This window comes from Gilliamella sp. W8145 (assembly GCF_016101145.1).
GTDB classification, from domain to species: domain Bacteria; phylum Pseudomonadota; class Gammaproteobacteria; order Enterobacterales; family Orbaceae; genus Gilliamella; species Gilliamella apis_A.
Map to the genome: position 1 here is coordinate 1241399 of NZ_JACFRC010000001.1, position 12685 is coordinate 1254083.

Annotated in this window: 10 protein-coding genes; 1 reads left to right on the plus strand and 9 read right to left on the minus strand. The window is 33.1% G+C overall.

From position 1 onward, the window contains the following. The first annotated feature begins 3 nt into the window (after positions 1-3). The gene (locus tag H3T80_RS05610) at positions 4-591 is read left to right on the plus strand and encodes a hypothetical protein (protein WP_110447333.1); all 588 of its coding nucleotides are present in this window, start codon (positions 4-6) and stop codon (positions 589-591) included. Between the two features lie 144 nt (positions 592-735). Here H3T80_RS05610 and H3T80_RS05615 read toward each other — a convergent pair whose 3' ends face one another. From H3T80_RS05615 to H3T80_RS05655, 9 genes are all read right to left on the minus strand, one after another. Continuing rightward, on the minus strand, positions 736-2772 hold the full coding sequence (locus H3T80_RS05615; RefSeq protein WP_198200584.1) for a TonB-dependent siderophore receptor: 2037 nt from the start codon (positions 2770-2772) through the stop codon (positions 736-738). Positions 2773-2925: 153 nt separating this feature from the next. Beyond that, complete coding sequence (gene fhuB / locus H3T80_RS05620; protein ID WP_198200586.1) at positions 2926-4899, minus strand: Fe(3+)-hydroxamate ABC transporter permease FhuB; 1974 nt, start codon at positions 4897-4899, stop codon at positions 2926-2928. 4 nt (positions 4900-4903) lie between these two features. Then, entirely contained in the window at positions 4904-5812 is a 909-nt protein-coding gene (locus H3T80_RS05625) for an iron-siderophore ABC transporter substrate-binding protein (protein ID WP_198200588.1), read from the minus strand. Beyond that, positions 5809-6573 (minus strand): ABC transporter ATP-binding protein, encoded by a 765-nt coding sequence (locus H3T80_RS05630; protein WP_086363302.1) that lies wholly within the window; start codon positions 6571-6573, stop codon positions 5809-5811. The genes H3T80_RS05625 and H3T80_RS05630 overlap by 4 nt, the downstream gene beginning before the upstream one ends. 59 nt (positions 6574-6632) lie before the next feature. Further along, positions 6633-7847, minus strand: a complete 1215-nt coding sequence (locus H3T80_RS05635) for an MFS transporter (RefSeq protein ID WP_086359347.1) — start codon at positions 7845-7847, stop codon at positions 6633-6635. Between the two features lie 205 nt (positions 7848-8052). Continuing rightward, positions 8053-8226: a hypothetical protein gene (locus H3T80_RS05640; RefSeq protein ID WP_198200590.1), complete on the minus strand. Its 174-nt coding sequence runs from the start codon at positions 8224-8226 to the stop codon at positions 8053-8055. Between the two features lie 220 nt (positions 8227-8446). Beyond that, the gene (locus tag H3T80_RS05645; RefSeq protein ID WP_086363303.1) at positions 8447-10048 is read right to left on the minus strand and encodes a bifunctional aspartate transaminase/aspartate 4-decarboxylase; all 1602 of its coding nucleotides are present in this window, start codon (positions 10046-10048) and stop codon (positions 8447-8449) included. A 29-nt stretch (positions 10049-10077) separates the two neighbouring features. Continuing rightward, positions 10078-11778: an aspartate-alanine antiporter gene (aspT, locus tag H3T80_RS05650; RefSeq protein WP_110447329.1), complete on the minus strand. Its 1701-nt coding sequence runs from the start codon at positions 11776-11778 to the stop codon at positions 10078-10080. A 185-nt stretch (positions 11779-11963) separates the two neighbouring features. Beyond that, the gene (locus H3T80_RS05655; protein WP_198200598.1) at positions 11964-12629 is read right to left on the minus strand and encodes a 4'-phosphopantetheinyl transferase superfamily protein; all 666 of its coding nucleotides are present in this window, start codon (positions 12627-12629) and stop codon (positions 11964-11966) included. Positions 12630-12685 lie beyond the last annotated feature (56 nt).

Here is a 12685-nt window from a genome sequence, read left to right on the forward strand (position 1 = left end):
CACATGAAAGAACTATTAAAACAAATCACTATATTATCTTTGTTGTTTGCTGCTCCATTATTTGCCACCCCAAATACTGAAAATATATCCATATTTAAAAAACAGAAAGAAGTTTTAAATGATGGAATAGAATATTTAACTTACTCAGCAGATATTGATGATGGTCGCTTTGTATTTATTATTAATAATTATTCTGATAAAAACGATTATTCCAGAGAAGCGGTCGCAAGATATATCATCGGTAACAATATTTATCGTGTAGTTTCGGTTGAGTTTTGTGTTGATGAATCAGATCTATGTGGTGAGTTATTTACATTGTTAACTACGGTAGAAAAATTTGCTGATACTTTTTATCGAGGTGAAGAGCCTACAGATTACATTTGGAAGATCACTTACGTTAAAAACGATAAATTAGTCACTATTGAAGAATTTGCTACAATACCTAAAGTAGGTGATTTGAATGATTTTGTTGGTAAAATTCCTTCAGATGAAGAGGAAGATATGGACTCTTCTATAAAGTATAATGAACAAGATATTAATTATAAACCATACATTCTAGACTGGAGTTATGGACCTAAAGTCAAACCATAATATAGAAAGCTAATTTCATTTTAAACTGTTCAAATATAAACCAACAAGGATGAACTTTCTAACTGTCTTATTTTAATGATACCTTTTTAAATAGTATAAAAAATGCAAACAATTGTTTGCATTTTATTAGTTTAAAGTTGATAGCTACCATTTATAGCTAAGCGTTCCAACCACACTGCGTTCCGCACCGTAATAACACCAATAACTACAACCTGATATATATTTTTTGTCGGTTAAGTTAGTTGCATTAACTTGTACTGACCATGATTTATTAAACTGATATTTAACCATTGCATCCCATAAGGTATAACTAGGTACACTTTCATTTGGATAATAGACTTCATCAACAGTTTTACCAATATAACGAAGCCCTGATCCAACAGTTAACCCATCAAACTCACCATCAAATTTATAATTTACCCAAGCTGAAGCAGCATGCTTTGGAATTAATGAACTACGTGTTGTCAATGAAGCTGTTTGATCTGTTTTAGCATGAGTGTAAGTATAAGCAAAATCCATATCTATACTTTTAGTAATATCAGCCTTTATTTGTAACTCTACACCTTTACTGCGTGTTTCTAATGTTTGTGATGCTTGCCCTGTCCCATTAGAAACAAATGAATTCTGAGATTTAATATCAAAATAGGCCAGAGTGAATGTACCATTAAACCAATCAGGCTCATACTTCCCCCCTACTTCCCACTGTTTTGCTTCATAAGGTCGATACATTGTTTTGTTGACACTATCATAACCATACACTGGCAAAAATGATTCTGAATAATTTATATAAGGTGCGATATTACTATCAAAAATATACATTAAACCTGCATTGTAGGCATTGTGGTTATAATCACGATTAAAATCAGAACCACTCCAGTATCCATCATTTTTTATTTTGCTATGACGCATACCTTGATTGAAAATCAGTTTATTATCAAAAGTCAGTTGATTTTGTACATATGCACCTAATTCTTGTGCTTTTAATTTAAAAGGCGAATAACTACCTGTAATATTTGAATGGGTTAATCTTGGTTTAAAACGATTCACTGTACTAGCGCTGCCACTAAAATTATTTCCACTCATATAGGTATTTAAATAATCAATTCCAATTAATAATGTGTCTCGCCAATTTCCATATTCAAAATCTTTAGAAAGGCGATTATCAATTGTATGAGTATTGTTAATACCTATTTGAGAATATGCAAAACGTGAATAATTTTTTCCATCAACTGTTGGTGTGAAATCCATACCATAAACACCTGATAAATCTAAATCTTGATGAGCATATTTATAGTTTTGTGTAAAAACAAATCCATTATTAAATTGATGTCTAAATTCATAACCGACTGTTTCTGATTTACGATTAAAATTATCAAAATCTTTATCACCATAATAAGTATCCCTTGCTACTTTCCCATATTTAGAATGAAATAGCGTGCCATAAGCAGGGAAAAATCCATTTTCAGGAATGCCAAAATCACGTTGAAAACTTGATAATAAAGTTAAAGAAGTTAGTTCATTTATGTCCCATGTTAAACTCGGCGCAAAATAATAATGCTTTAATCCAGTTTTAGTTTGTTGTCCATTTTCATCTCGATAGGCACCCACTACTCGATATCGTATATCATCAGTTAATATGCCACTATAATCTCCATTTATTCCTACTTGTGCATGTGTTCCATAAAACACATTAACTTCACCAGCCGGAGTATTTTTGGGGCGTTTGGTTATCATATTGACAGTACCGCCAGGTTTAGATGAACCATATAGTTGAGAACTTGCGCCCTTTAATATTTCTATTTTTTCCAGTCCGAAAATTTCAGGTGTTGAACCAAAATAACTATAAGTAAATTGAGGCATACCGTCTAAAGTAAAAGAAGCATCTAACCCTCTAATTTTCAACCAATTTGTTCGGCCATCATGACCATATGAACTATTCAATACGCCAGAAGTATAAGATAGTGCTTCGTCAACTTTTTTATAGTCTTTATCTTTAATCTGCTTTTCATCAATAGAATCTGTTGATTGCGTATCATAAAATTTGACCGTGCCTGTTTTAGCCATTGAACCAACAACTTCCATTGTATCGGTTGTTTCAGCATATGCGATGATAGGTAAAACAGATAATATAGAACAAGCTAAAATGCGATTTTTAGGTTTAAAATGAGTTGAATAACTCATAGTTTTCTCCTTTTTGGTGATGAACTGAGTTCATATAGTTGATCATTGAACTCCTCAATAATGCCATCAGTATGCTCAAAATATTGTTATCATGACTAATAGCAAAAATAGTATGACCATATGGTTTAAAAGTTTGCAAAAAAGCCGACATTATCAAGAACGCCTTATTAGATAGATAAAGCAAGACCCACCAATCAGTGATGCCATAACTCCTGTCGGAATTTCATAAGGAAACATAATATTACGACCTAACCAATCAGCAGCGATCATTAATATGCTTCCAATTAGCGATGACATGAGTAATTGGTTACGGATGAAATGAAAACCAATAATCCGAGTCATTAATGGCGCAAGTAGACCAATGAAACTAAGTGGTCCAATTTGTAATGTGGCTAAAGTAATTAAAATGGTCGAAACGACAATTAATAAAAAACGGACAATATTGCTATTCATTCCTAATGCATTACTCATATTTTCTGGCAATTCCAACAAGCTTATTGACCGTGAAAATATTAATAATATAAATAAAATGAATAATGCTACTAAAAATATCACCACACTACTTAGTAGCCCACTACTGTATGTTGATCCCGATAACCATATTAATAAATATTGAATACGCGGATCGCCAGTAACTAAAAATAATTGAATCAGAGCCGTTAAAAAAGCGGCAAAAGCTATTCCCGTTAAAACCACTTTTTCAGGTTGGAATTTATTTTTAATATTAATTGCAATAATAAATAAAAAGGTCAGTAGAGCACCCAATAATCCCGGCAACCAAAGTGGCATGATGTCAGACCCCATCGTCATAACTGTGACAATAATAGCAATAGCTGCACCTGAGCTAATACCTAACAAATCAGGGCTAGCCAGAGAATTATGGGTCATGCATTGCAGTAAAACGCCACACGTGCTTAACATGATTCCAGCCGAAATGGCGGTGATAATTCTTGGTAATTTAATGTTTATAAGAGAATGATTCCAACCAGTCGATATAAAACCGTATTGTGTATTACTGATTGTTAAACTAAACCATAATAATATTAAGATTATTAATATCGCTAATATCCAGTGTCCCCTTGTTTTTATAGGCGTTAATAAATCACATCGAGTTAAAGAGTTATTACTTGATATACTAATTGTTGTAGGTAACGCTTTGAAAATTAAATAAAGTAATAAAGGTGTTCCAATAAATGCACTGACTGTGCCGACAGGCAAATAAAAAGAACAATAGAACTGGATAATAACTAAAAGACAATCTGTTAATAATAAAATTAATCCTGCTGTTGTATATGAAAAGAGAAGCTTGTGCCAGGCTTTAGTTAACTGCAATTGATTAATCATGGTAGCTGCGGCTAGGCCGATAAATCCAATCATCCCGACTAAACTTAGTGTTGTAGCACATAAATAAGCGACAAACAAAATACAGACAACACGGAGCACCACTACCGGTACACCTAAACTTTTTGCTTGAGTTTCACCTAATTGCATAACTTCAAATGCGCGCAATAATAAAATCAGGATGGAAAATGCAATCAAAGAGACAATAACTATCTGTTTGACATCATGCCAACTATCTTGAATTAATGAGCCAGCTTGCCAAGCAAAAATATTTTTAGCCGCTTCTGGATGGAATATAACTAATGCTGTGGCTAATGCTCCCAAATATAAATTTAATATCAAACCTGACAGTAGCATCCTGATTGGTAAAAATTGATTACGATAAGACATCATAAACACAAGCAGTAAACTGGCAAGTCCACCAAAGAATGCAATCATTGCACTACTTAACCAAAGTAATAATGATGGTATAAAAAGATGAGTGCCCAGTAGGGCAATATAAGCACCGCTACTTACAGCTAACGTTGAATCAGAGGCTAAGGGATTATAAGTAACTTGCTGTAGAATGATGGTACTAATACCTAATGCCCCTCCAACCAATAAAGCCATAGTAAAGCGAGGTAACCAGTTATCGACAAGAATTATACGTTTTAATACACTTACTTGAATTAAATCAACTTGCAAAAAAGGCTGATGTAACTCATGCACAATAATCCAAACGATTGCTATCAGTGCAAGTAAAAAAAGAGATAAATTAATTAAGATGATTTTCTTCAATGCCGACATACAATCACCATGTATTCACTGTTTGCTTAGTTAAAGCGTTAGTTAATGAATAACTAAACCGTTGCATTGAAGGTAACGCTCCAAATCCCCACACGGAGGGTAAAATATAATAATTTCCCTGCTGACTAAATGGCAACTTTTGCCATAATGAATTCTTTTCTAATTGCTGATTAACATTAGCGGGATAAGGTTTAACAATAATAAGACTCGTATTTTTAGGTAATGTCGTTAAGTCAATTAAACTAATTTGACTAAATCCCCATGCATTTGTCGAATGTTGCCATGCATTATCTAAATTCAATTTGGTTAATACCACACCGTATAAACTATTGGCGCCATAGATACGTAATTGATGAGAATCAATAAATTGCACAACTGCATAGGACTGTTTTGGTATTTTCTTTAATCGTTGGATATTATCGGTAAACTGTTTTTCGGTCTGGCTTATCAATATCTGAGCTTGTGTGGTTTTGTTGACTAGTTGCGCTAATTTTTCTGTTGTTTGCACGATGTGCGACCAACTTGTACCTTCATTTGTGTAAAAATCAATTGCAGCTAAATTTATGGGAATAATATTTTTAGGGATCAGATTTTGTGTCCAAGTTGAATTTATCAATAGAGTCGGTTTTAAATTAGCAATCACTTCTAAATTAGGTTGTGATCGTAACCCTAAATCAACAATATTATCATTTAAGACTGGTTCACTTACCCACGTGGCATACTCTTTTGTATCACCTACTCCCACTAACGGTGCTTGTAAAGCTAATAATGTTTCTGCAATAGTCCAATCCGTAGTGATAATTCTAGTTGGGTTATCAAATTGTGCATAATCCTGATTACTATCAGGTAAATGCGTTATCCATAAAATAGAGCTTACAATCACAAGGCTAATTAGGGTTATTTTGAACTTCATGCTAAAGCAACCTTATGACTTCGAGTAGGATGATCAATGATCTCAAAATGAACACCATAAATTTTCTGTAAAATCGATGGTGTAATCATCTGTTTTGTCGGTAAATCAAAAATTAAGTGACCTTGTTTAAAAGCTAATAGCTGGTCACAAAACTCACTGGCCAAATTAATATCATGAAGAACAATAATAGTGGTTATTCGATGCTTTTGGGCCAGCTGTCGAAGTAATTTCATTACTTCAATTTGATAATTAATATCTAACGCTGAAAGAGGTTCATCAAGTAAAAGATATTGACTTTGCTGAGCTAAACACATGGATAACCAAACTCGTTGACGTTCTCCTCCTGACAGTGAGCTTAAGTAGCGTTCTTTAAGATGTGCAGTATTTGTTTGTATTAATGCTTGATCAACAATTTTATAATCTTTTTCCGTATAGCGATCAAGTACACCATGCCATGCAAATCGCCCTAATTTAACCAGTTCTTTAACCGGCAGATTAATGTCAGTAGGCAAATATTGTGGTAAATAACTCAGTATTCTCGCGAGCTGTTTATGTGAATAGTGAGTCAGTTCTTTTTCATCTAATGTGATAACACCAGATGTTGCGGCAATTTGCTTTGCTAATAATTTAATAAATGTCGATTTGCCAGAACCGTTATGACCAACAATACCATAGACAAGCCCTGGTTGAAATTGAGTCGTTACATGATTAACAACAAGGGTATCTTGAATTTGGTATTCAATATCTTGAGCAATAAGCATACTAATTTAATTATCCATCCAATTACGCTTTAAAGTTATCCTATCTACCTATTCTGATACTATTTTCCCATTGTTCGACTTGCATAAAATGCATTTAAAAATGCCAATACTATTGAGCCGATTACAACTGGAAAATAACCAAATTTTTGTGCAAGATAATAACTTAGTGATATTACGATAAATCCACATATAAAACTTGGCGCTGATTGAGCATTACAAGCAGTAGAACGTGCCTGTGAACTATCTGAGTTGTCCATTATGATGGCAGTAATCGCAATAGACATTAAAGGTAAACTAAAGAAGTAAAGAAAACAGGCTAAATAGACATTAAAAATATTAACATAACCTAACGAGATCGGGATGAATGCAAGTAAACCAAAAGCATGAAAAAGTAATGAATATGTTAAACTTTGTTTCCTAGATAATCGCTTGAGGATTTTTGCAACTAATATAACAGCCACTAAGCTAACAATGGATCCAAATACTTTTAATAAAATAGCAATATCTGATAATGCCCAACCATCATCGACAAGTATTGGTGATAATAGATTATAAGCCGGTAAGAAACTAAACGGCATAAGTATCAAAATAATTAACCAATTAATTCTACCTTTCCAGATGATAATCAGATCTTTCCAATATTTAGGATCCATATTTTCATATATTGGTTTATTTTGACAGTAACGGTACTCTTCAAAAAAGAAAAGTTGAATTAATGTAAATCCAATTAAAATAGCAATTAATAATAAACAACCCATCCAACCAATATAGGCATAAAGTAGTAAAATTACTCCGCCACCTAAAATATTACCTATCATAGAACCACTGGTTTTGATACTTGAAATTAGATAACGTTGCTGAACTAAAAAAATATTACAGGCTAATCCTGATATGGCTAATTCTTGAGTTGCAGTCATGGTCGAAAAAATAAAAATGATGGGTAAAATGATATAAAACTGTTTTATAGGATCTAACAAAGCTATAAAGATTAAGCATACTAACATTAGCGTTAAAGAGATAAATAACCAATTGCGATAATGAGATATTCGTCTTTTTAAATATTTATCAATAACAGGTGCCCATAAAATTTTTAAACCAATTGGTAACATCATTAAAGGAATAAGACTTAATTGGTCTAACTCCATGCCATCTTTTCTTAGGATTAAAGCTAAGGCGATAGTCAAAAAGCCAATACCAACATATTCTGTAATATAAAGACTTACAAATAATAACCATACATTTTTAGGTAATTTAATTGTTGCTTTGTCATTCATTTACTAATTTTCCTTTTGCAGTACCTATTTTGTGGTCATAATATTTTCATTAATACCATTCTTTAGTAGTAAAAAATAAAACAAATTTAGACCTTTCGTACATATAATATTTAACTGATTTATCAATAGGTTATTTGTGCAGAAATACCTACTTGTCATGGTTGCTGATAAGTACTATATCGAGAAGATAAGGACATAAGGCTTACTATGTCAATTCACTACGTTGGACCCCTTCACCAGTAACAGTAATTGTCTCCAATTTATCTTTTTCATTATCTTCCTTGATATCTTTAATTTTATTTTCAGCTAGAACAATAGAGCTATAACAGCTTATAAGGCACAAGCTAAATAAATTAAATTTTGCAGTTATTTTTTTCATCCGAATCGCACAGTTGATAATGATTTTCATTTGCAATCATATAGATTGGAAAATAAGCTGTCAAATTACTGTTTAAAAAAAATCAATATTATTAAATTAACTTGATTTTATTCAGAAGGAATAACTAAAATTTATAATCAAGTTAAATGATATATAAATAAAAAACCCTAGTTAAACTAGGGTTTGATATGTAGACAGATGAATTAATCTAAATGATTAACTATTTTTTCTTAGCTTTACTTTGATACTCAGCATAATACTCTTGAGCAAGTTTCCGCATTGATAAACCAATCGCTGCATATTGATATTCATTTAAGTTGGCTAATGAAGCTCGAGCCGAAGGATGTTGTACAGCAAATCCTTTACCTGGCAATAAAACAACGCCAGCTTCATCGGCAATTCTAAATAACATTTCAGATGGATTTTTATTTTTTAAGATCCATTTAGCAAATTTGTCATCATAAAGCTCACGACAAATATGTTCTAGATCAATTAAGGTATAGTAATCAACACTATTTTCATCAGTATGATGCGTAAGTCCTAAATGTTGATATAACGAAGCCGCTCGACGACGGATCAATGATTTTAATGCTGCTTTATAACTTTGATCGGTATCCATCATTTCACACAATGCAAATAACACCATTTGTACTTGTTGTGGAGTTGAAAGCCCAGCGGTATGATTTAGTGCAACTGCACGACTATCGGCCACTAAACGATCAATAAATTTTAAATTTTCAGGATCAGTTACAATAGAACTATAGCGTTTATCTAAAATTTGTCTCGTTTTGCTAGGCAATGCCTTAATTTTTTTATCGAATATATTATCACGTGCTGTAGCAATAACACCTAAACGCCAACCAGTTGCACCAAAGTATTTAGAAAATGAATAAACTAAAATCGTATTTTTTGGACAAATAGCAAACAAAGATTGGAAATTATCGGCAAATGTGCCATAAACATCATCAGTTAAAATAATTAAATCAGGACGTTTTTTCACAATATCAGCAATGATCTGCAAGCTTTTATCATCAATTTTTACTGATGGGGGATTAGATGGATTAACTAAGTAAAAAGCTTTAATAGTAGGATCTTCTAATTTACGTAATTCAGCTTCTGGATATTGCCAATTCGCATCAGGATCAGAATTAACTAATACCTCTACTAATTGATAATCATTAAGCTCTGGAATTTCTAAATATGGTGTAAAAATAGGTGCGCCAATCGCAATTTTGTCGCCTTTTTCGATTAAGTTATTTTCTTTCATAGAATTGAAAATATAAGCCATTGCTGCAGTACCACCTTCAACGGCAAACAGATCAAGATCATCACGACCAAGATATTGTGCTCCCATTTGTGTAAGCACATATGCTTTAACTACCTCTTCGCTAAAGCGTAACATTCTATCTGGTACAGGATAATTACAACCTAAAATACCTTCCACCATCTCTTGTAAAAATGCATTTTCATCTAGGCCGAGCTGATCGCGAATATAAGAAAATGCTTTACCTAAAAATGACACGCCAGGTGTTTGATAATTTTGACGAACAAAATGTTCAAAACGACCAGTTAAACCAGCCTTAATTGGCATACCACCAACACCTTCATTCATATATGAAAATGACATTTCGGATTCTTGTAGGGCAAAAACACCAAGTTGAAAAAATGCTTGTCGTGGCCATGTTGCCAAAAAATTAGGATTACCACGCCCTGCATTTAACATCACACGGTCAGTATGGCTTTGTGCTAGTTTAATTAAGTTATCTTTCAATTCAAAAGGACTTAAATTCGCATATTTTGCATATTCATTATTACTTTTCATAACCATGTATCCTTAATTTGAGATGTCAATTAAACAAAAGCAACAACTAATGGTCCCAATAATGTTAGGAAAACATTAGCTAAAGCATAGGTAATAGCAAAAGAATTGGTAGGCGTTGAGTTACCAGCTTTATTAAGTACTTCACCAAAAGCAGGATTCGCACTACGAGAGCCAGCTAAAGCTCCAGCAAATACCGCTGAATTTTTATAACCTAGTACATACTTGCCAAAATAAATGCCAAGTAACATCGGCAATAAAGTCACTACAACACCAATTAAGAATAATGAAAGACCTTGATCTTTAATCGTATTAATGGCTTGTAAACCTGAGCTAAGACCAACCACTGCTACAAAGCCAGCTAAGCCAAAATCTTTAAGTAGTTGCACAGCTCCGGTTGGAATATTTCCAACAGTTTGATGCAAGGAGCGATACCAACCAAACAATAATCCTGATAATAATGCACCACCACCTGCACCTAAAGTGATTGGAATATCACTGACTCTAATCACAATAAGACCAATTATAAGTCCAACAACAAGACCTAAACCATGGAATATCCAATCAGTTTTTTCACTTTTGGTAATCGGCGCACCAATTCTATCTACTACACGTCTTAAGTCACCATCAGTACCATAAATAGTAATGACATCACCTAACTTAAATACCATATCATTATTTAATGGCAATGGTTGTCCATCACGATGAACAGCAATTAAATAAATACCATGCTTTAACTTCATCACTTCGTCAGATGAAAGCACTTGCGTTAAATTTTGACCGACATATCGAGTATTACGCATTTCAACATCTTGAGTATTCATCACCACATCCATACCTTGTGCTGAATTCACTTCTTCACCCAATAAATCAGCTGCAGCAATCATGGCATCCCGATGACCAACAACTAAAATAATATCTTTGGCTTTTAATAAGGTTTCAGGTGCAGCTTCAATAATACGATTGCCACGTTTGATTCGTTCAATACTAATACCATTAATAACCTTTTCTAAACTTTCAACGGTTTGATTAACCTTATTAGTAATTCGGTATAAGCGACCAGTTACATCAGACAAAGCAAAATTCTGGCCATTACCTAATAAAAGCGAACCATGTAATTGTTCTGCTTCGGCCTGAATTGCATCATCATTAATTTCACGCCCCATAATTTTCGGCAAAATATTTACACAGACAATAATAGCGCCAAGTGAACCGAAGATATAAGTCACAGCATAACCAATGGTCACATTACCTTGTAATCTGCTTAACTCTTCTGGACTTAAACCTAGCTGAGTCAACGCGTCAGATGCTGTACCCATAATAGCTGATTGTGTTAATCCTCCTGCAGCTAAACCAGCAGCAAGGCCTTTATCTAAATTGAATAATTTGGCTAAAACTACTACCGTTACAAAACCAGCAACAGCAATAAATAACGCTAAAAAGATTTCACGCAGAGTTTTAACTCCTAATGAACGGAAAAATTGTGGTCCACTTTCGAACCCGACAGCATAAATAAATAGGGCGAAAAGCACAGCTTTAACGCCAGCATCGACAGTAACACCAAATACACTTAATGCCACTGCCACCAATAATGAACCAGCAACGCCACCTAATTGAAATTTACCGATTCGAATTCCACCAATCAAATACCCTAAACTTAAAGAAAGAAATAAAAGTATTTCGGGTGAATGCTTAAGTCCATCTAAAATCCAATTTGAAAGCCATTGAAACATAATAATTGTCCTCAAGTGCTAAGATTTATGAAATAGAAAAAGATAGAAAAGAAAAGATTGGAACTTGAATAATATTCATACTAATTTATGAATATGGATATATTTTAAACTTCAATACCAAGAATAGATAGTTAATTTTAACGATTAATATTATTGTCAGTAATGAATTAAGGCGTGATAATTGATTACTGCCAAAATTGATCAAGTTGCAAAGGAATAACTTGTATATTGCCAACTATTGGATATAAAGAAGCCAAAGACAACCGATATTCATCGGCAAAGCTTTGACTATAAACGAACCAGCGTGTGTGTTTAATTTCAACGATCTCATCATTACAAAAAGGGAATGGTAACTCAAACGAAGATGGTGAAAGATAAAACCCCTGCCCTTGAGCTTTCATAATTGCTTCTTTTAATGTCCATAATTGAAAGAAATCAAAATGTGGATTATTAAGTGCAATTTGATACTCATTTTCAGTCATAACATTCTGATAATCAATAATGTTAATTGGCGTAATATATTCAATATCAATGCCAACTTCGCCATTAGTACTATATACACAAGCAACCCAATTATGAGCATGTGAAATATTGAAATGTCCTTGCATTGAATGAATAAATGGTTTTCGATAAGGACCGTAATCAATGACGGGTAAACAGGATTGTTGAAATTGTTCATGACGCTGCAAAGAATAAAGCAACAGCAGTTTGCCAACTAAATTGCGACATTTATCTCGATCAAATCTAAATTTCTCGATATCTAACTGTGCAGAGTGGCTAAGTATTTTTTTTTGATCTTTTAAAACAGACCACGACAGATTATTGATATTCGCTAAATAAATAAAGTTCATTATCTTTACCTAAAAAGCATCCCCTTAAAATAAGATTTTTTAAGGGGATAATTAAC

Coding starts and splice junctions, on each gene's coding strand:
- H3T80_RS05610 (WP_110447333.1), top strand. CDS start 4: ATGAAAGAACTATTAAAACAAATCACTATATTATCTTTGTTGTTTGCT.
- H3T80_RS05615 (WP_198200584.1), bottom strand. CDS start 2,772: ATGAGTTATTCAACTCATTTTAAACCTAAAAATCGCATTTTAGCTTGT.
- fhuB (WP_198200586.1), bottom strand. CDS start 4,899: ATGTCGGCATTGAAGAAAATCATCTTAATTAATTTATCTCTTTTTTTA.
- H3T80_RS05625 (WP_198200588.1), bottom strand. CDS start 5,812: ATGAAGTTCAAAATAACCCTAATTAGCCTTGTGATTGTAAGCTCTATT.
- H3T80_RS05630 (WP_086363302.1), bottom strand. CDS start 6,573: ATGCTTATTGCTCAAGATATTGAATACCAAATTCAAGATACCCTTGTT.
- H3T80_RS05635 (WP_086359347.1), bottom strand. CDS start 7,847: ATGAATGACAAAGCAACAATTAAATTACCTAAAAATGTATGGTTATTA.
- H3T80_RS05640 (WP_198200590.1), bottom strand. CDS start 8,226: ATGAAAAAAATAACTGCAAAATTTAATTTATTTAGCTTGTGCCTTATA.
- H3T80_RS05645 (WP_086363303.1), bottom strand. CDS start 10,048: ATGAAAAGTAATAATGAATATGCAAAATATGCGAATTTAAGTCCTTTT.
- aspT (WP_110447329.1), bottom strand. CDS start 11,778: ATGTTTCAATGGCTTTCAAATTGGATTTTAGATGGACTTAAGCATTCA.
- H3T80_RS05655 (WP_198200598.1), bottom strand. CDS start 12,629: ATGAACTTTATTTATTTAGCGAATATCAATAATCTGTCGTGGTCTGTT.